Genomic DNA, 20,427 nt, shown 5'->3' on the forward strand with positions numbered 1-20,427 from the left:
TCAATTACGCCGGTCCGCCCGCACCGTGCTCGAAAGGCGCGTCCATCTGATGGTGTGGATGAACATACAACAGGTCGTGTGGATATACAGGCACCGGAAAAATAACTCCGATCTGTCAATACATTACCACCGCCGGTAAGGTGCGATATGGACAGTTTCACGGATTTCGCACCCGGCCGTATCCCGCCGCCTGCTGTTTGAGCGGAAACCGGCCCGGAGCAGGTGCGGAAATGGATTTTTTTGTGAAATCGCACCTGGCCGGGCGACCGCCGCACCGTGACGTGACCGAATGCACCGTGACGTGGCCGGCTGCACCTGGCCGGCTGCCTGCCTCTCTCCATCTTCCGCACTTTGCGCAGAGAATCTGTAACAGAATGAATTCTTGTGATATAATGTAATGGTAAGTTCGGAATTTATCATCAATATGTACGTGAAAGGAGTTTCATATGGAGAATCTGAATTACTTCGAACTGATTAATAAGCGGGAGTCTTGCAGAGATTTCGCAGAAACAGAAGTAGAATCCGAAAAGCTGCAGAGTCTGGGAGACAGTTTCGCACTCTGTGATGCTCTCGATGAAGATATCAATACTGAGCTGCATGTCATTGACCGCGAAAGAGGAGCCAAGCTGGGCGGCACAGTCGGATACAATGGGTTCATGATCGCTGCACCGCAGTATGCACTGCTCTTCACAGAGGAGAAGGAGCACTGTCTGGAAAATGCGGCATTCATCATGCAGGCGCTGACGCTGAAGATGACTTCCATGGGTCTGGCGGCATGCTGGCTGACCGTAAATGACGCAGAAGCAGCGAGGAAGCTGGCCGGTGCAGACACGGAGAAGACACTGGCGGCAGTGGTCGCCTTCGGTTACAGAAATAAGGAGAAGAAGAGCACACGGCTGGATATTGCGAGCCCGTCCGATGTGAAGGTGAAGAAGTCCGGCAGAACGGCGCCGAAGATTGCGCTGGATGATTTTGTCTGCGAAGGCACCTTCGGTTCTCCGGCAGATCTGGACACGCTGGCACCGCAGTATCCTGAGCTCCACGATGCGCTGGTGGCCATGAGTAATTCTCAGTCTTTCTTCAACCGTCAGCCGTACCGTGTCGTTCTGACGAAGGATGAGATCTGCCTGATCGGGCTGGAGGATGCGGAGACCGGTGAGGCGGACCGTCTGCTGAACTACGGTATTGCGATGTTCAACTTTGCTGCAGTGAATGAACACGGCGGCGCCTGGACGTTCGAACCGGCCGCGGGAGACCTCCGGCTGCCGGAGAATGCGCAGTTCATCGCACAGTGCAGACTTTAGCAGAACTGGCTCTGCCATTGCAGACACTTAGCGAGATGTAAAGTGCGGTAAATCCCGCTTGACTGCCGTCTCATTCGATGGTAAAGTTAATTAGCAATTGAGCGTGAGGGGAGTAATCGAAACAGCCCGCCAACAATCACGTCTGCCTCTTGTGGCAGAATGGTCGGCTGTACCTCGGATGAACCAGGTGATGAGACTTCATGCAGACACACATTTATTTCAATGGATAGGGGCCCGGCGAAGTGATGTTGTCTGCGTGGAGTCTTTTTTCGTACTTCACGCAGGTGCATGACCGGCTGCCCCAGTGTATGACCGTGCACGCAGGTGTGTGACCGGCTGCCCCGGTGTATGACCGTGCACGCAGGTGCATGACCGGCTGCCCCGGAATGGTTATTCGAAGAAAACGGAGGAAGTACGCAGAATGAAAGAATGGTATCAGATGACCGGAGACGAAGCGCTGGAGGCGCTTCACGCATCCCGGGAGGGTCTCACCGGTGACGGGGCGAAGCAGGCTCTGGAGCGGTTCGGCCCCAATGCTTTGAAGGAAGGGAAGAAAGAGACGGTGCTGCAGGTTTTCCTGAGTCAGTTCAAGGACCTGATGGTCATCATTCTCATCATTGCGGCGGCCATCTCCATGATGACCGGTGATGTGGAGAGCACGCTGGTGATCTTTGCCGTCCTGATCCTGAACGCGGTGCTGGGCACCGTGCAGCACGTGAAGGCCCAGAAGTCCCTGGACGCCCTGAAAGCGCTGTCTTCGCCTACCGCGAAAGTTCTGCGGGACGGAGAGCGCATCGAGATCGATTCGAAGGATGTGGTGCCGGGAGATATTTTCATTGCGGAAGCCGGAGATCTGATTGTGGCGGACGGCAGGATTCTGGAGAATTATTCTCTGCAGGTAAACGAGAGTTCGCTGACCGGTGAATCCACGAATGTGGATAAAGGGGATGAAGCGCTGGCAGGGGAGAAGGCACTGGCAGACCGGAAGAATATGGTGTATTCCGGCGCACTGGTGACCTACGGCCGGGCCGTGATTCTGGTAACCGAAACCGGCATGAACACGGAGATCGGAAAGATTGCCACGCTGATGAATGAAACGAAGGAGAAACGGACACCGCTGCAGCGGAACCTGGACGATTTCTCCAAGAAACTGGCTACGGCGATTTTGATCATTTCCGCCGTTGTATTCGCTCTGGGGGTGTTCCGCCATATGGCGGTGCTGGACGCTCTGCTGTTTGCGGTGGCGCTGGCTGTAGCGGCGATTCCGGAGGCGCTGAGCTCCATCGTCACCATCGTGCAGGCCATGGGCACCCAGAAGATGGCGAAACAGAATGCGGTGATCAAGAAGCTGGCGGCGGTGGAATCTCTGGGCTCTGTCTCGGTTATCTGCTCTGACAAGACCGGCACGCTGACCCAGAACAAGATGACGGTGCAGCAGGTCTATGTGGGAGGCCGGGTGCTGGAACCGGGGGAAATGGATATGACCCAGAAGACCCACCGGTATCTGCTGTTCGATGCGGTTCTGGCGAACGATTCCACCATTTCTGACGGAAAGGGCATCGGCGACCCGACCGAGTACGCTCTGCTGGAGCTGTATGACCGGGTGCGAAAGGAGGCTCCGGACGGAGATCTTCTCATTCCGTACGAAGATCTCCGGGAAGATCTGGCCCGCTCCGAGGAAGTGCCTTTCGATTCCGACCGGAAGCTGATGAGCACGAAGCACAGGATCGAAGGCGTGAACACGGTATTCACGAAGGGGGCAGTGGACGTGCTGCTGGAGCGGTGCGACCGCATCCGCATGAGTGACGGTGACATCCGCCCGGTGACGGAGGAAATCCGGGCGGCCATCGCAGCACAGAATCAGGCGTTTTCGGAGAACGGTCTCCGGGTCCTGGCCTTTGCCTATAAGGAATCCGATGAAGTACTGAACTTAGACACGGAATACCACTATACCTTCCTGGGACTGATCTCCGAAATGGACCCGCCGCGGGAAGAATCGAAGCTGGCGGTGCAGCACGCCTCGGAAGCCGGAATCCGCACCATCATGATCACCGGAGATCACAAGGTTACGGCCACGGCCATTGCGAAGCAGATCGGGATCTTCCGGGACGGCGACATTGCGGTCACCGGCATGGAGCTGGACGCCATGACCGATCAGGAACTGGACGGAAAGATCGAAAGAATTTCCGTCTACGCCCGGGTTTCTCCGGAGAACAAGATCCGGATTGTGGACGCCTGGCAGCGGAAAGGCCGGATTGTTTCCATGACCGGAGACGGGGTGAATGACGCACCGGCGCTGAAAAAAGCTGACATCGGCGTGGCCATGGGCATCACCGGCACAGAAGTATCCAAGGATGCAGCTTCCATGATTCTGGAGGACGACAATTTCGCCACCATCATCAAGGCTGTGGCCAACGGCCGGACAATTTTCGATAACATCCGGAATGCGGTGCTTTATCTGCTGTCCGGCAATCTGTCCGCCATCATCGTCGTACTGCTGACTTCACTGATGGCGCTGCCGATTCCGTTCCAGCCGGTACAGCTTCTGTTCATCAATCTGGTGACCGACTCGCTGCCGGCGCTGGCCATCGGCATGGAACCGGGAGCAGAGGATGTACTGAAGCGGAAGCCGCGGGATCCGGACGCCGGCATCATGGACGGCACTTTTGCAAAATGGATGATTCTGCAGGGCGGGCTGATCTCTGTTGTGGTGTTCGCTGCTTACCAGATCGGACTGGCGGAGAATCCGGCCATGGCCTGCTCACTGGCCTTCCTCACACTGACCTGCGCAAGGCTGCTCCACGGCTTCAACTGCCGGGGCAGAAACAGCATTTTCCGTCTCGGATTCCGGCGAAACTGGTACAGCCTGCTGGCCTTCTGTGCGGGCGTGATCCTGGTGCTGCTGGTGTCGCTGACGACGGTGGGAAGAATGCTGTTCTCCGTTTCTTACCTGAACCCGGCCCATGTCGGTTATATCGCCGGCCTGGCGCTGATCCCGACCGTGATTATCCAGATCGTGAAGATTGTGATGGAGAACCGGAAGTAATCTGCTGCGGAGCTTTCCCGAGCGTCTTTCCAACAGATCGTTGCTTCTGCAACGGTCTGTTTTTTTGCCTGGCATACACTGAAAGGAGAGGTGACAAAAAATGACGAATCATTCGATCCGACCGGTTCACGAACCGATGCATGATCCGGTCCTGCAAATCACAGAAGAACTGCGCCGGGACCCGCGCAATCAGGAATACACCGCCCGGGACATCCCGCCGGTCTTTCAGATTCATCCCAAGGCCCGGGTGCTGATCATCGGCCAGGCGCCGGGAAAGAAAGTGGAAGAAACCCTGATTCCTTTCAACGACAAGTCCGGTGAGACCCTGATCCAGTGGATGGGAATTGACCGGGACACATTCTATTCCCCCCAGATTGGGATCATGCCGATGGATTTTTACTATCCGGGCAAAGGGAAAACCGGTGACCTGCCGCCCAGGAAGTTCATCGCAAGAGAATATCACGAAAAGCTGCTGCAGACCATGCCTGATGTGCAGCTGACGATTCTGGTCGGCCGCTACGCCGTGGATTACTATCTGAAGGGCCGGAAAGAACGAAATCTGACGGAAACCATCCGGAACTATGCCGCATATCTGCCGGAGTACTTCCCTATCGTGCATCCCAGCCCGCTGAATTTCCGCTGGCAGGGGAAAAATCCCTGGTTTCAGGATGAAGTGGTGCCGGTCCTCCGTCACCAGGTGGCGGCTACCCTCCGCTGAACCGGACTATATTACAGTCAGTATCGTATGATACCGGCTGTTTTTTTTATGTTGTTCTGCAGGCGTGACTTTGCAGGCAGCAGATTTCTGCTGCGTGAGAACTTCTCTCCGTTTTTTCAAACCACAAGACGCCCAGATGGAATATGCTGTCCGCACAGGATATCTTCCCGGAGAAAACGAAACGAAGAAGCCGGGGACTTCTCACAGCACCCAGGAATCCGGCACACATTTCCGCCGGAAAGTAGCAACAGATCCCCGGAATACGAGAGAGAAGAAAAGTTTCATAAAAAAACTGATCTTCTGGAAATAGGCATCCGTCCGCTCTCATGATACAATGAAGTCGTCGAGAGACAACGGATTTTTTACCGTAAACGAATTACGTCAACTTCAATGAAAAAAGGAGGAAAGCGGTGGGCGGATTTTTTGCTGCAGCCTCGCACAGGGACTGCGTTTTTGACACGTTTTATGGCACGGATTATCATTCTCATCTCGGAACCCGTCGGGCGGGCATCGTGACCTACGGGCGGGAAGAAGGCTTCGACCGGTCGATTCATAATATCGAACATGCCAGTTTCCGTTCCAAGTTCGAGGGGGAAGTTGCCCACATGAGCGGCCATCTGGGGATCGGCTGCATCTCGGACTACGAACCCCAGCCGCTTCTGGTCCGTTCCCATCACGGCACCTATGCGATTTCCACCGTAGGCAAGATCAACAACGTCTCTGCACTGACGGATTTCTTGTTCCAGAACGGGAATTCCCACTTCCTGGAGATGAGCGGCGGCGAAGTCAACGCCACGGAGCTGGCAGCCGCCCTCATCAACCAGCGCAGCAGTCTGGTGGAGGGGATCCGGTACGCACAGACGAAAATCGATGGTTCTCTCTCCCTTCTGGTCATGACACCGAACGGCATCTACGGGGCCCGGGACCGTTACGGCCGCACTCCGCTGGTGATCGGCCACCGGGACGACGGGGGATACTGCATGGCCCTGGAGAGCTTTTCCTTCTATAACCTGGAGTACGAACGGGTGCGGGAACTGGGGCCGGGAGAAATCGTCTACATGACACCGGACGGCTGGGAAACAGTGGCTTCCCCGTTCGAAGAGATGAAAATATGCACCTTCCTGTGGATCTACTACGGTTTTCCTGCATCCGGCTATGAAGGTCACGATGTGGAGACGGTCCGTTACGAATGCGGCAGGCGTCTGGCCATGCGGGACAAAGAGCGAGGGAGTGATCTGGCGGATTATGCGGCGGGCATCCCGGATTCGGGAATCGCCCACGCCATCGGATATGCCAACGAATACGGGATTCCGTATCAGCGGCCCTTCGTGAAATACACCCCGACCTGGGCCCGTTCTTTCATGCCGACGATCCAGTCCCGCCGGAATCTGATCGCCCGGATGAAACTGATTCCGGTTCATCAGCTGATTGACGGAAAGCGGATGGTCCTCATCGATGATTCCATCGTACGGGGCACTCAGCTCCGGGCGACGACAGAATATCTCTATGAGAACGGAGCGAAAGAGGTCCATGTCCGTCCGGCGTGCCCACCGATCATGTATGGCTGCAAATATCTGAATTTCTCCCGTTCCCGCTCCGAAAGCGAACTGATCGCCCGCCGGGTGATCGAGAACCGGGAAGGGAATCTGTTCCCGCCGTCGGAGATTCTGGAGGAATATGCGGATCCGGATTCCGACCGATACAAGGACATGGTGGAAGACATCCGGAAGGAACAGAATTTCACCTCCCTGCATTACCATCGTCTGGACGACATGCTGGATTCCATCGGCATTGATCCATGCAGGCTGTGCACCTACTGCTGGAACGGAAAAGAATAGGGAAGTTATTGACATAAGTCAACAACTGGTGTATCGTAATAATTGACATATGTCAGTTATACAAAACGGAGGTAATTATGCCAAGACCGAAACGATGCAGAAGGGTACAGTCCTTCCCGGCATTCTGGTGCTTTGAAGCGGAAGACGGAAGGAACCGTCCGGATGATTCCATCCGGCTGACACTGGATGAATATGAAACCATCCGGCTGCTTGATCTGGAGGGACTGACCCAGGCGGAATGTGCGGAAATGATGAATGTATCCCGCACCACCGTCACAGCGATTTATGAGCGTGCCCGGAAGAAGATCGCCGAATGCATCGTGAATGGCCGGAGGCTGTTGATTTCAGGCGGCGACTATGATCTGGAAACGGAGGAAACTGCGTCCGGATCCGCCGGGAAAGGAACGAACACCATGAGACTTGCAGTAACCTATGATGCCGACGGCACAGTATTCCAGCATTTCGGAAGAACAGAACAGTTCAAGATCTACGACATTGAAAACGGTGAAGTGACCCGGACCGAAGTTCTCGGCACCGGCGGAACGGGCCACGGTGCGCTGGCAGGCTTTCTGAAATCCATCGGCGCAGATGCTCTGATCTGCGGCGGTATCGGCGGCGGCGCCCAGAGCGCACTGGCAGAGGCCGGCATCCCGTTCTTCGGCGGTGTCACAGGACCGGCCGACGAGGCTGCGAAGGCGTATACCGAAGGGAAGCTGTCCTTCGATCCGGAGGTGCACTGTGATCACCACCATCACGAAGAAGGGCATTCCTGCGGCGGTCACCATCACGGAGAGGGTCATTCCTGCGGCGGCCATCACCACGGAGAGGGATGTGGCCACAAATAGTCCCCCAGGCGCCCGGATTGTTCGAAAAATAAATCTTTCTTTCTACATGGACTGTGCTATAATAGTCCATGTAGTTAAGTTTCGTTAGCTCAGCTGGGAGAGCATCTGGGTCACAACCAGAAGGTCGACGGTTCGAACCCGCCACGGAACACCAATTTGAAACGCAGAGAATGAGTGATCGTTCCCTGCGTTTTCTTTTGTCTGAAAATCCATGAAAGTTGCTCCTGCAACAGTTATTTCCCCACCTATGAGATAGGATGAGTTCATCGAAGGGAGGAACCCCATATGGACAGATGGAGAGAAAAGAACGGAGAAGTGTTTTCCATTCCGAAAGATAATCCGACGGTTCCGGGATGCACGATTTCGAAATCGGTATTTGCCGGAGAAGAGAACAATCTCATCTATTTCTCACTGGCGGAGGATACAAGCATCAGTGCAGAGACATATCAGAACCCGAAACTGCTGATTCTAAACAGCGGCAGCATGACGGTTTTTACCCCAGAGGGTGCTGAGCAGAAAATGCAGGCAGGGGATGTCACTGTGATGCCTGCCGGCACACCGGTGGGAATGCGCACGGAAGAGGGCGCCGTTTACACAGAATTAAGTTTAGGAAAGGAGCAGCATATGAACAAGGTACTGGAAGCAGGGAAGGTAATGAAACTGGCGGATCTGGTCCCGTATCAGGAGGGACGGATCGTCAACATGGACCTGATCAACGAGGATCATCTGAAATTCGTGATCATGGCATTCGATGAAGGTACCGGTCTGACGGAACACGCCGCACCGGGAGAAGCGCTGATCTTCGCACTGGAAGGGGACGGTGTGATCGGCTATGAAGGAGAATCCCACCCGATTCATGCGGGAGAGAATTTCAAATTTGCGAAGAACGGGCGTCACAGCGTGCAGGCGAAAGGCCGCTTCAAGATGGCGCTGCTTCTGACATTAGAATAGAGGATGATTTCAGGCGGCGGTGGGCCGCCTGTTTTTTTGTTGCGGGAAAACATCTCTGTACCAGCTCTTCCGGATCCGGCCCCTCTTCATGAAAATACTATACTTGATTAAAGTATTTTCGCAATATTCGTTGTATCGCTGACTGAATTGTTATACAATTATCACGCTGACTATAAAGCGAAAGATGACAGGAGGGAATCAACTATGCTGGATCAGTCGTATTATGAGAAAACGGATGCGATCCTTTCTGAATTTCCGCCGGAAGAAAAGTCTCTGATTCCGATCATACAGGAAATTCAGGAGGCCTTCACCTATGTTCCGCCGGAAATACTCGGCTATGTCGCCGGAAAAATCGGGATCTCCGAAGCGAAAGCCTACAGTGTGGCGAGTTTTTATGAGAATTTTTCCTTTGAGCCGAAGGGAAAGTATGTCATCCGGGTCTGTGACGGGACAGCATGTCACGTCAGGAAATCAACGCCGATTCTGGAGGCACTGCAGAGCACGCTGGGGCTGTCGAAGCGCAAGCACACCACAGATGATCTTCTGTTCACCGTGGAGACAGTCTCCTGCTTGGGCGCCTGCGGTCTGGCACCGGCCATCACCATCAACGGAGAGGTCCACTCGAAGATGACCCCGGAGAAAATGATGGATCTTCTGAAAGGACTGAAAGGAGAAGAGGCAGAATGAAACTGGAGAATCGAACCGATCTGACCCTGTTCCGGAACCAGTGCACCGCCCGGCGGGAACAGGAAGCCAGAAGAATTCTGATCTGCGGCGGAACCGGATGTCTGGCCGGCGGATCACTGAAGTTATATGAAAGAATGAAAGAACTGACCGAGCAGTACACCGGAAACCCGGATATCCAGGTGGAATTCGGGCCGGAAATTGCCCACACCAGTGTGAAGAAGAGCGGCTGCCACGGATTCTGCGAAATGGGTCCTCTCATCCGCATCGAACCGTTCAACTATCTGTATATCCAGGTTCACCTGGAAGACTGCGATGAAATCTTCGAAAAGACTGTTCTCCGGGGGGAACCGGTGGAACGCCTGATGTACCACCAGGACGGAAATATCTACCGCACCCAGGAGGAAATCCCGTTTTATTCGAAGCAGACCAGACTGGTTCTGAAAAACTGCGGCCATATCGATGCGGAGCATATCAGTGAAGCCGTCGCCAACGGCGCCTATCAGGCCTTCGAGACTGCACTTTTCGAAATACCGCCGGAAGAAGTCATCCGCATCATCTCCGACTCGAAGCTCCGGGGAAGGGGCGGCGCCGGTTTCCCCACCGGACGGAAATGGTCCCAGGTCGCTTCCCAGCCGGAGAAAATCCGGTACGTTGTCTGTAACGGCGATGAAGGGGATCCGGGAGCTTTCATGGACAGAAGTGTCATGGAGGGGGATCCCCACCGCCTGATCGAAGGCATGCTGATCGCTGCTTACGCCGTGGGAGCCGAGGAAGGTTACATTTATGTCCGTGCGGAATATCCGCTGGCCGTGGAGCGCCTCAGAATCGCCATCCGGCAGGCAGCGGAAATCGGCCTCCTGGGGGACCGGATTCTGGGCACAGATTTTTCCTTCCACCTCCATATTAACCGGGGTGCCGGTGCCTTCGTATGCGGCGAGGGATCTGCGCTGACCGCCTCCATCGAAGGTAAGCGGGGAATGCCTCGGGTGAAGCCGCCGCGCACTGTAGAAAAAGGTCTGTGGGGAAAGCCGACCGTTCTGAACAACGTGGAAACCTATGCCAATGTGCCGATGATCATTCATAACGGTGCGGCCTGGTACCGCAGTATCGGAACGCCGGACAGCCCGGGGACGAAAGCGTTCGCCCTGACCGGCAACGTGAAAAACACCGGACTGATTGAAGTGCCGATGGGCATCACCCTCCGGGACATCATTTTCAATGTGGGCGGGGGAATCAAGGACGGAAAGGCATTCAAGGCCGTACAGATCGGCGGCCCGTCGGGAAGCTGCCTGGTGGAAGATCAGCTGGACAGCCGTATGGATTTCGACTCTCTGAAGAAAATCGGGGCGATGATCGGTTCCGGCGGTCTGGTGGTCATGGACGAAAACACCTGCATGGTGGAAGTCGCCCGTTTCTTCATGGATTTCACCCAGCGGGAAAGCTGCGGGAAATGCGTGCCATGCCGGGAAGGGACGAAACGAATGCTGGAAATCATGGAACGGATCGTCAACGGTGAAGGAACCCTGTCCGATCTGGACGAACTGGAAGAACTGGCGGACATGATCGAAAACACAGCGCTGTGCGGCCTGGGAAAGGGAGCGCCGAAACCGGTGATCAGCGCTCTTAACGGATTCCGGGAAGAGTTCGAAGAACATATCCTTCAGAAGAAATGCCGGGCACATATCTGCTCCAATCTGTTATCCTACCACATTGATCCGGAGAAGTGCCGGGGCTGCTCGAAATGCGCCCGGAACTGTCCGGCCGGTGCCATCACCGGCGTTGTCAAGATGCCGTTCGTCATCCACGAAGAGAAATGTGTGAAGTGCGGCGCCTGTCTGGAAAACTGCAGCTTCGGAGCTGTATATCGGGACTGATCAGGAAAGAGAGGGAATCAGAATGGGAAAAATGACAATTGACGGACGCCTGGTAGAATTCACCGACGAAAAGAATGTGCTGTCCGTCATCCGGAAAGCCGGGATCGACATTCCGACGCTCTGCTATGTTTCAGAACTGTCCACATACGGTTCCTGCCGGCTGTGTACTGTGGAAGATGAACGGGGGAAGACCTTTGCCTCCTGTTCCGAAGTCCCCCGGGACGGTATGGTGATCTACACCAACACCCCCAGGCTCCGGAAGTACCGGAAGATGATTCTGGAACTGCTTCTGGCCGCCCATGACCGGGACTGCACCACCTGTGTGGTCAGCGGCAGCTGTCACCTTCTGGAACTGGCCCAGCGGGTCGGCGTGAATCACGTGCGTTTCCAGAACACCCGGGAACTGCAGCCGCTGGATGACAGTTCTCCGTCCATCCTGCGCAATCCGAATAAATGTATTCTGTGCGGGGACTGTGTGCGGATGTGCACCGACATACAGGGAATCAACGCCATCGACTTCGCCTACCGGGGTACAGACGCGCTGGTTACACCGGCATTCAACCGGAAGCTGACGGAAACCGGCTGCGTAGGATGCGGACAGTGCCGGATCGTCTGTCCGACCGGAGCCATTACAGTGGTATCCGACATTGAACCGGTAATGGAAGCGCTGGCGGATCCTCAGACCATCGTCGTCGCCCAGATTGCGCCGGCGGTCCGGCTGGCCCTGGGGGACAAATTCGGCATGCCGAAAGGCGAAAATGTCATGGGACGCATCGTGAGCATCATGCACCGGATGGGTTTCGACGAGATCTACGATACCACGTATGGGGCAGATCTCACGGTTCTGGAAGAATCGAAAGAGCTGCTGGAGCATGTGTCTTCTGGGAAGGGTGTGCCGCTGTTCACTTCCTGCTGCCCGGCCTGGGTGCAGCACTGCGAGAAGAAATATCCGGATCTGGCGAAGTACATTTCCACCTGCCGGTCACCGATGCAGATGTTCGGCGCCGTCATCCGGGAGTATTTCCGGGATCCGGAACACAACGCCGGAAAGAAACTGGTCAACGTGGCGATTATGCCGTGTACGGCGAAGAAGGGGGAAATCCTCCGTCCGGAATCCAGAACCCGGGGCATTCAGGATGTGGACTATGTCATCACCACGGAAGAACTTTCTTCCATCATCGAGCAGTCCGGCATTGTATTTGATAAGGTGGAAATCGAATCCGCCGACGTTCCCTTCGGCATCGGTTCCGGAAGCGGCATGATTTTCGGTATCACCGGCGGTGTGACAGAGGCTGTTATGCGGCGCCTACAGAGGGGACACGACCGGGCCGCCATGCGGGCGATCACCGAAAGCGGCGTCAGGGGAATGGAAGGTATCAAGAAATTCGAGATTCCTTATAACGGAAAGCTTCTGAAGGCAGCCGTGGTCAGCGGACTGGCCAATGCAGACATCATTATGGATGGGATCCGCTCCGGTGAAGAACACTTCGACTTCGTTGAAGTCATGGCATGCCCGGGCGGCTGCATCATGGGCGGCGGTCAGCCGGCGAAATCCGGACCGCGCACCCGGGCCGGCCGGATCCGGGGCATCTACGAGACGGATATCAACACCCAGATCAAGAAATCCGATGAAAACCCGACGGTCACCCTGCTCTATGAAACATTGCTGAAAGGCCATGTGCACGAGCTGCTGCACCGAAATACCCGGGAGGCGGAACGGGCTGAACAGGAACAGATTGAATAAATATCCGATACCCCAAATATTTTTCCACTTGCGGCGCGCCGGCTCCTCTGCTATAATGGATCCATCCATTAATGCATAAATACACATGAAAGGGTATGAGTATAAATGTCGACACAGGGATACATCACAGAAGCGGAGCAGGCGCTGCTGCACGCATATAATCGTTTCCAGGTCGTTTTCGATCACGGTGAAGGAGTCTATCTCTACGATGAAGACGGGAAGAAGTATCTGGATTTCGCCGCCGGCATCGCCGTTAATGGTCTGGGGTACAGCAACGAAAAATACCAGAACGCACTGAAGAACCAGGTGGAGAAACTGATCCACATCTCGAATCTTTACTATAATAAGCCGATCACGGAAGCAGCGGAGAAGGTTCTGGCCAGCAGCGGCGGAATGGACCGTATTTTCTTCACCAACAGCGGAACCGAAGCGAACGAATGTGCCATAAAGGCCGCCAAGAAGTATGCTTTTGTCCGTGACGGCTGCTCCGGACACGAAATCATCGCCATGGAGCATGCATTCCACGGGCGCACCCTGGGCGCACTTTCGGTCACCGGAACCAAGCATTACCGGGATCCCTTCGAACCGCTGATTCCGGGCTGCCATTTCGCAGAGTTCAACAACCTGGACAGTGTGAAAGCACTGGTGAACGAAAACACCTGCGCCATCATGCTGGAAACCATTCAGGGAGAAGGGGGCATCTATCCAGCAACGCCGGAATTCCTCTCCGGGATCCGGAAGCTGTGCGACGAGAAGGATATTCTGCTGATTCTGGATGAAATCCAGTGCGGCATGGGCCGGTCCGGTCACATGTTCGCCTGGGAGGAATACGGCATCCGCCCGGACATCATGACGGTGGCCAAGGCCCTGGGCTGCGGCGTGCCGGTGGGGGCCGTGATGATGACGGAGAAAGTGGCGCAGCATTCCCTGGTGCCGGGGGACCACGGCACCACCTACGGCGGCAATCCATTTGTGGGAGCTGCGGTCAGCGCCGTTCAGGACATTTTCCGGGAAGACCACATTGTGGAACATGTAGCAGAGACGGCGCCGTATCTGGAGTCTGAGCTGGAGGCGCTGGTCAGGAAGCATGACTGTCTGCTGGAGCGCCGGGGCAAAGGCTTCCTGCAGGGCGTTCAGACCACTCTCCCGGTGGGCGAAGTGGCGAAACAGGCGCTGGACACCGGGCTGGTGGTCATCACTGCCGGCAAAGACGTGATCCGTCTCACGCCGCCGCTGATCATCGAGAAAGAACACATTGACGAGATGATCGAGAAGCTGGACGCCGTCATCACCGGGATGGAGAAGTAACGGCACATTACAACACAGACGAAAATACAGGGTCCGGAGAACGATGTTTCTCCGGGCTTCTTTTCTTTTAGCCGGAAAACGGCCGGAATCGGGAGCGTTTCCCATTTCCGGAAGACAGGAGTATAATGGAGGCAATAGTTCGAAGGAGGTTCTGTATTAATGAAAGTCACATTTCAGTCATTACTTGACGAGAAAAAACCGTTCCTGGGCACGTTCGTCCAGTCCGGCGCCCCGGAATTCGTGGAGGCCATGGGATATGCCGGGTTCCGCTATGCGGTGCTGGACCTGGAACACACTTATTACGGTGTGGAGAAGGCTGCAGAAATGATCCGGGCCGGCGAAGCGGCAGGGCTCTGCATGCTGGTCCGGGTGCCGGCCATGGACAGCATCTGGATCAAGAAGTCCCTGGACTTCGGCGCATCCGGCATTATCGTACCGAATATTGATACTCCGGAGGATGCGGCGGACATGGTGCGGCGCTGCATGTACACACCGGAGGGGTACCGGGGCGCCTGTCCTGGAACCCGGGCCTTCGAATACGGAAAGAAGGGAGGAGAGAATTATGCCGCTTCCAACCGGGATGTGGCCGTGATTCCACTGATCGAATCCCGCCGGGGCGTGAAGAACTTCCCGGAAATTGTCCGGACCCCGGGCATCACGTCAATCTTCCTGGGACCGGTGGACCTCAGTGTGGACATGGGTCTCTGCGGCAACATCGACGATCCTTCCGTCCAGACGGCACTGCTGGACATGATCCACGAATCCAATGCGGCGGGGGTACCGGTGGGCGCCCTGACGCTGGACCCGGCTTTTACGAAACACCTGTTCCGGGAGGGAATGGATTTCTGCGGCTACGGTATCGACAATATCATCATGTACCGTGCGCTCAAAGAGATTCATGACAGTGTGATCGGATAGCCGGTGCCGCCGAAAAATTGACGGGATTCCCCGCCTGTACTATAATGCTAAGCTATGGGGCGGGAAAATGATGAACTCAGTGCGTGTGAAATGCCCCGGGATGTCAGAGGGAACACTGCCGGCCCGCCGCCGGCGGGCATCGAATCGGAGACAGACAGATGAGGAAAGATAAATGGAATTCCCGGGATTACTATTTCCACGATCCCGATGAACTGCTGAAGGATCTTCCGGATGCGGAGGACGACGGCAGCAACTACGGTGAATACGAACGTCCGGTTTATGACCGGGAAAGCAGCCGCCGCAGGAAGCACCGGCTGGGAGGCTATTACGGTGATGACGAAGCCGGGAACGAAAGCCCGGGAGATTACCGCAGTGCGATCCGGGACCGGTCCGTCTATGAACACAGAAGCCGGCGGGACGAGAAACGTGCCCGGCGGCAGCGGAAGGCCGCCCGAGCCCGCCGCCGGTTCCATCCGATCCGGCTCATCCGGAATCTGATCCTGATTCTGCTGATCCTGCTGCTGGTCTTTACCGGTTTTTTCATCAATATGACCCGGCACATGGACCGGGTGGACACCTCCTCCCAGGATCTGGCCATCGCTTCCAGTGTCGCTTCCGATCTGAAGGGATACCGGAATATTGCCATTCTGGGATCCGATGCGCGGAAAGGGGAAGGGTATGACGGCAGCCGGACCGACGCTATCATCGTGCTGAGTATCAACCGGAAAACGAACGATGTGCGAATGATCTCCGTTATGCGGGACTCCTATCTGAAGATGAAATACACAGACGGACGGCTGATTCTGGACAAGATCACCCACGCCCATCACTACGGCGGCGGCGGCGATACCATCGCAGCCCTGAACCGGAGTCTGGACCTGAACATCTCGGAATTCCTGCTTTTCAACTGGAAGGCTGTGGCGGATACCGTGGATGCGCTGGGGGGCGTCACCGTCAACGTCCGTAGGAATGAAATCCGGGATCTGAACCATTACGGTCCGGAAACCGCCCGGAACGTGGGCGGCCGGTACATCCGCGTCACCCGGCCGGGAATCCAGACATTGAACGGCACCGCAGCAGCCACCTACTGCCGGATCCGGAAACATTCCGGCGGCGATGCGGGCCGCGCCCGCCGGTACAAGGAAATTGTGGCGGCGGTCATCCGGAAAGCGGCGGTTTCCCCCGGAAAACTGCCGAAGCTCACAGAGAAAGTGATGCCGGAGATCCGGACGAATATGAGTTCCCTGGATCTGACGACGCTGGTATACCGGGCTCCATTCTTCCACATGAAGAAGAGCGTCAGCTGGCCGAAGGCCTACTGGGGCGGCATCATCGGCGGCGTCTGGTACGCTGTGCCGGCGACTCTCCAGAGCAACGTGGTCTGGCTGCACCGCCAGGCGTTCGGACAGCAGAACTACCGGCTTTCCGGCCAGTGCAGCGCCATTAACCGGGAGATCATCGCCCAGACCGGCGTGCAGGTTCCGAACAACTGACCCGGAGGGGAAAGAACGAAGAAGGTGCCATGTTGACAACGAAAAAAAAGAAAATCGTCCGCATACACAGCCGCAGCGACCGGCCGGAGAATGTGCTACAGAAGGAGTCGGAAATCTTCGAGAAATGCGGCGAGATACAGGAAGAGCTCCCGGAATATTTACGGGGGTTTTTCCGTTATCTGAGAAGCGATGTGCTGCCCATGACCCAGCTGGCTTACCTGCGGGACATCCTGGCGTTCTTCCGTTATCTGACGGAAGAGACAGATCTCACGAAAGCGAAGACGCCCCGGGATATCACCCTGGAGGAGCTCAGAAAGATCCGGGCGGCGGATGTCAACCGGTATCTAGATTACTGCCGGCGTTATCAGGTGGAGAGCAACAGCGTTATCACGGTCTACGAAAATGGGAACAAGACCCTGGCCCGGAAGAAATCTTCGCTGTCCGTCCTGTTCCGACAGCTATACCGGGAAGAACTGCTGGAGAAGAACATCACCGACGGCTTCAACCCGATCCGGGTACAGAAACCGGGAGAACGGGAAATCAAGGCTCTGCGGGATGAAGAAGTCCGGGATATGCTGGAGGCCGTCACCACGGGAGCGGGGCTGACGGAACATGAGAAAGCCTACTGGGAGAAGACCAGGAAACGGGACAAGGCCATCCTGGTTCTTTTTCTGACCTACGGTCTCCGGCTGTCGGAGCTGCAGCAGCTGAACCTGTCCTCTTTCAATCTCCGCCGGGGGGAATTCAAGATCTACCGTAAGCGGGGAAAAGAGTCCGTCATGCCCATGAACCAGTCCGTGACGAAGGTGCTCCGGGACTACATCGAAACCGAGCGGCCCTCTTCAGAGAAACTGGATGAGGAGAGCCGGGACGCCTTATTTTTGTCCATGCGGGGAAGACGCATGACCGCCCGGCAGATCCGGGAACTGGTGAAGAAGTATACTTCCATTGTGATGCACACCTCCCGGAAAGCCGGCTACAGCCCCCACAAGCTCCGGGCCACTGCGGCCACCAGTCTGATCGAGCGGGGGAATTCCATTTTCGATGTGGCGGCGCTTCTGGATCACGAGCAGGTCACCACCACCCAGCTCTATGCGAAGCCTCGGCAGAATGCCAAGGAAGATCTGGTCCGGGACATGGAATGGGAAACAGAACGAGAAAAACAGAACGAAGAGGGAGATAACAATAAATGAATTACGTAAACGAAAGCACCACAGAGAACAGCACCAGGGATCTTAGGCATGAGACAGAAAAACTGCTCCGGGACACCTTCGGTATCGACCCCCGGGTGGTGGAACTGACGGAAGCAGCGGAGGACCGGGTCCGGGATCAGTTCCGGCGCCTGGAACACATCATGGCCTACAACCAGTACAAGGTAGTGGCCGCCTTTCAGAAAGAACGGATTGCGGACCGGCATTTCGCCTGGAATACCGGGTACGGCTATGACGACGAAGGCCGGGACGCGCTGGAAAGACTCTACGCTGACGTGTTCCACACGGAAGCCGCACTGGTGCGGACCCAGATTGTGAACGGCACCCATGCTCTGGCCATTTCCCTTCAGGGCATTCTGCGTCCGGGGGACGAGATCATCTACTGCTCCGGCGGTCCGTACGACACCCTGGAGGAGGTGATCGGCATCCGGGGCGAGGGGAAGGGCTCGCTGAAAGAATTCGGCATCACCTATAAGCAGGTGAATCTGCTGCCGGATGGCAGCATTGACCTGGAAGGCGTCCGCCGGGCCATCGGTCCCCGGACGAAGATGTGCTGCATCCAGCGGGCCACGGGCTACGCCTGGCGAAAGGCGATTACCATTCCCCAGATTGCGGAATGGGCCAGGCTGGTCCACGAAACGGCTCCGGATGTCATCACCTTCGCCGATAACTGCTACGGCGAGTTCCTGGACACGAAGGAACCGACGGATGTGGGAGTAGACGTCATGGCCGGATCGCTGATCAAGAATCCGGGAGGCGGTCTGGCCCTCTCCGGCGGTTACGTGGTGGGCCGGAAAGACCTGATCGAGAAGATCAGCTACCGGCTCACCTGTCCGGGTATCGGCGGAGAATGCGGACTGATGTTCGGCCAGACCCGGGCCATGATGCAGGGCCTCTTCATGGCCCCTTCCGTGACCTGCGGTGCGCTGAAGGGCGCTGTGCTCTGCGGCTCCGTTTATAAGCATCTGGGATATGAAGTCTGCCCGGACGAAAACGACATCCGCAGCGACATCATCCAGAGCGTGAAACTACACTCCCCGGAGGCGATGGTGGCCTTCTGTCAGGGCATTCAGCAGGCGGCACCGGTGGATTCCTTCGTTTCCCCGGAGCCATGGGACATGCCGGGCTATGAAGACCAGGTCGTCATGGCTGCCGGTGCTTTTGTACAGGGATCCTCCATTGAGCTCAGCGCCGACGGACCGATCCGAGAACCATATATCGTGTATTTCCAGGGCGGACTGACCTACGAGCATTCCCGGCTGGGTGTCATGATGTCCCTGGATAAACTGCTGAAGAAGGGACTTCTGGCTGAATTCCATGAGAAGAAGGACAAAGAATAACAAAAAAACGCCCGCCGAACGGGCCCGGGATCTGTTTTCTCTGCTGAAGGCACTGATCCTGATCGGCATCCTCTGCGGCATACCGGCCTATATTCTGCTCTGTCACCGGGAGCTTCTGTCCAATCTGAACTCCCTGCACGATGTTCTGACCCTGTTCCGGTCCCATTCGGAGCAGAGCGCCGTCCTCTATCTGGGGGCTCAGATCCTGCAGATTGTGATCAGTGTTCTGCCCGGCCAGGTATTCCAGATCGCCGCAGGATACATTTTCGGCTTTCTGCCGGGACTGATCCTGTCTCTGATCGGAGCGGCCGCCGGAACAACCGTGACCTATTTCCTCGCCTATATTCTGGGAAAGGACGCCATGTTCCTGATTCTGGGGAAGGAGAAATCCGAAAAACTGGTGAACGTGCTGAACGGCGAGAAAGCATACCTGATCGTATTTCTGCTCTACCTGATCCCGGGGATGCCGAAGGATCTCTGCTGCTATGTGGCAGGGGTTTCTGACATGAAATTCCGTCCGTTCCTGATTCTTTCCGTTGTGGGCAGAACGCCGGCCATGTGCATGAGCCTGCTTTATGGTGTGATGTATCTGCATCATTATCATCTCGGCATGGGGATCATCGCCGGGGCGGCAGGGGTGCTTCTGCTGCTTCTGCTCCTGTTCCGAAAAAAACTGATGGCGTTGTTCGACCGGTTCTACCGGCGGATCACTGCCGAAAAACAAGCAGCGGAATAATATGCTGCGTAATCGTCCGGGGGCCGAACGCCTGCCGGACGAATTTTTTGTCCTGCTAAATGTGCATTAATCAATGATGTGAGACCTATATTGAAAAAAGATAAAAGGCCGTTTGATACCATTAGAATGATCTGATCAGGGCTGGCGATTTTGACCAGAAATCGTCAGCACACGCAAGCGGTAGCGCACGAAAGATAAGTCAATATCCCTCGAGTTGAGCGCGCTTCTCTACAGGAGACATCCAGCCGAGAACAGCCATCGGGATATTATTCGATCTGCGCATATATCTGTACATTTGCTTCTTCAGATCCATGAACGAGTAGAAGCTGAGGAAGTTGTAGAACCGCTCCTGATCATTCCTGTGACTACGTTCTACCTTGCCGTTGTGCCAGGGAGTCCTGGGCCTGATCAGCT

Annotated in this window: 16 protein-coding genes and 1 tRNA gene; 16 read left to right on the forward strand and 1 reads right to left on the reverse strand. The window is 55.9% G+C overall.

The window, feature by feature from the left end; all coding sequences use genetic code 11:
* The first annotated feature begins 446 nt into the window (after window positions 1-446).
* From BLQ24_RS08890 to BLQ24_RS08965, 16 genes are all read left to right on the forward strand, one after another.
* On the forward strand, window positions 447-1,304 hold the full coding sequence (locus BLQ24_RS08890) for a nitroreductase family protein (RefSeq protein WP_090164606.1): 858 nt from the start codon (window positions 447-449) through the stop codon (window positions 1,302-1,304).
* 421 nt (window positions 1,305-1,725) lie between these two features.
* Entirely contained in the window at window positions 1,726-4,350 is a 2,625-nt protein-coding gene (locus BLQ24_RS08895) for a cation-translocating P-type ATPase (RefSeq protein ID WP_090164607.1), read from the forward strand.
* A 100-nt stretch (window positions 4,351-4,450) separates the two neighbouring features.
* The gene (locus BLQ24_RS08900) at window positions 4,451-5,068 is read left to right on the forward strand and encodes a uracil-DNA glycosylase family protein (RefSeq protein WP_242869628.1); all 618 of its coding nucleotides are present in this window, start codon (window positions 4,451-4,453) and stop codon (window positions 5,066-5,068) included.
* 410 nt (window positions 5,069-5,478) lie between these two features.
* Window positions 5,479-6,906: an amidophosphoribosyltransferase gene (locus BLQ24_RS08905; protein ID WP_090164608.1), complete on the forward strand. Its 1,428-nt coding sequence runs from the start codon at window positions 5,479-5,481 to the stop codon at window positions 6,904-6,906.
* Between the two features lie 77 nt (window positions 6,907-6,983).
* The gene (locus tag BLQ24_RS08910; RefSeq protein ID WP_090164609.1) at window positions 6,984-7,751 is read left to right on the forward strand and encodes a DUF134 domain-containing protein; all 768 of its coding nucleotides are present in this window, start codon (window positions 6,984-6,986) and stop codon (window positions 7,749-7,751) included.
* Between the two features lie 78 nt (window positions 7,752-7,829).
* Window positions 7,830-7,905, forward strand: a tRNA-Val gene (locus BLQ24_RS08915).
* A 131-nt stretch (window positions 7,906-8,036) separates the two neighbouring features.
* The gene (locus BLQ24_RS08920; protein ID WP_090164610.1) at window positions 8,037-8,702 is read left to right on the forward strand and encodes a cupin domain-containing protein; all 666 of its coding nucleotides are present in this window, start codon (window positions 8,037-8,039) and stop codon (window positions 8,700-8,702) included.
* A 204-nt stretch (window positions 8,703-8,906) separates the two neighbouring features.
* Entirely contained in the window at window positions 8,907-9,389 is a 483-nt protein-coding gene (locus tag BLQ24_RS08925) for an NADH-quinone oxidoreductase subunit NuoE family protein (RefSeq protein ID WP_090164611.1), read from the forward strand.
* Window positions 9,386-11,263, forward strand: coding sequence for an NADH-quinone oxidoreductase subunit NuoF (gene nuoF, locus BLQ24_RS08930; RefSeq protein WP_090164612.1), 1,878 nt, complete (start codon window positions 9,386-9,388; stop codon window positions 11,261-11,263). The genes BLQ24_RS08925 and nuoF overlap by 4 nt, the downstream gene beginning before the upstream one ends.
* A 22-nt stretch (window positions 11,264-11,285) precedes the next feature.
* The gene (locus tag BLQ24_RS08935) at window positions 11,286-13,007 is read left to right on the forward strand and encodes a [FeFe] hydrogenase, group A (protein ID WP_090164613.1); all 1,722 of its coding nucleotides are present in this window, start codon (window positions 11,286-11,288) and stop codon (window positions 13,005-13,007) included.
* A 105-nt stretch (window positions 13,008-13,112) separates the two neighbouring features.
* Window positions 13,113-14,315: an aspartate aminotransferase family protein gene (locus tag BLQ24_RS08940; protein ID WP_090164614.1), complete on the forward strand. Its 1,203-nt coding sequence runs from the start codon at window positions 13,113-13,115 to the stop codon at window positions 14,313-14,315.
* 159 nt (window positions 14,316-14,474) lie between these two features.
* Window positions 14,475-15,233, forward strand: a complete 759-nt coding sequence (locus BLQ24_RS08945) for an HpcH/HpaI aldolase family protein (RefSeq protein WP_090164615.1) — start codon at window positions 14,475-14,477, stop codon at window positions 15,231-15,233.
* A 158-nt stretch (window positions 15,234-15,391) separates the two neighbouring features.
* The gene (locus BLQ24_RS08950; RefSeq protein ID WP_090164616.1) at window positions 15,392-16,726 is read left to right on the forward strand and encodes an LCP family protein; all 1,335 of its coding nucleotides are present in this window, start codon (window positions 15,392-15,394) and stop codon (window positions 16,724-16,726) included.
* A gap of 29 nt (window positions 16,727-16,755) precedes the next feature.
* The gene (locus BLQ24_RS08955; protein ID WP_090164617.1) at window positions 16,756-17,919 is read left to right on the forward strand and encodes a tyrosine-type recombinase/integrase; all 1,164 of its coding nucleotides are present in this window, start codon (window positions 16,756-16,758) and stop codon (window positions 17,917-17,919) included.
* Window positions 17,916-19,277, forward strand: coding sequence for a methionine gamma-lyase family protein (locus tag BLQ24_RS08960; protein WP_090164618.1), 1,362 nt, complete (start codon window positions 17,916-17,918; stop codon window positions 19,275-19,277). The genes BLQ24_RS08955 and BLQ24_RS08960 overlap by 4 nt, the downstream gene beginning before the upstream one ends.
* Window positions 19,255-20,013, forward strand: a complete 759-nt coding sequence (locus BLQ24_RS08965; protein WP_090164619.1) for a TVP38/TMEM64 family protein — start codon at window positions 19,255-19,257, stop codon at window positions 20,011-20,013. The genes BLQ24_RS08960 and BLQ24_RS08965 overlap by 23 nt, the downstream gene beginning before the upstream one ends.
* A 199-nt stretch (window positions 20,014-20,212) precedes the next feature.
* Here BLQ24_RS08965 and BLQ24_RS08970 read toward each other — a convergent pair.
* Window positions 20,213-20,427: integrase core domain-containing protein (locus tag BLQ24_RS08970; RefSeq protein ID WP_143004285.1), on the reverse strand; the 215-nt coding region annotated here is incomplete at its 5' end.

It is taken from the genome of Eubacterium pyruvativorans, assembly GCF_900102225.1.
GTDB classification, from domain to species: domain Bacteria; phylum Bacillota; class Clostridia; order Peptostreptococcales; family Anaerovoracaceae; genus Aminicella; species Aminicella pyruvativorans.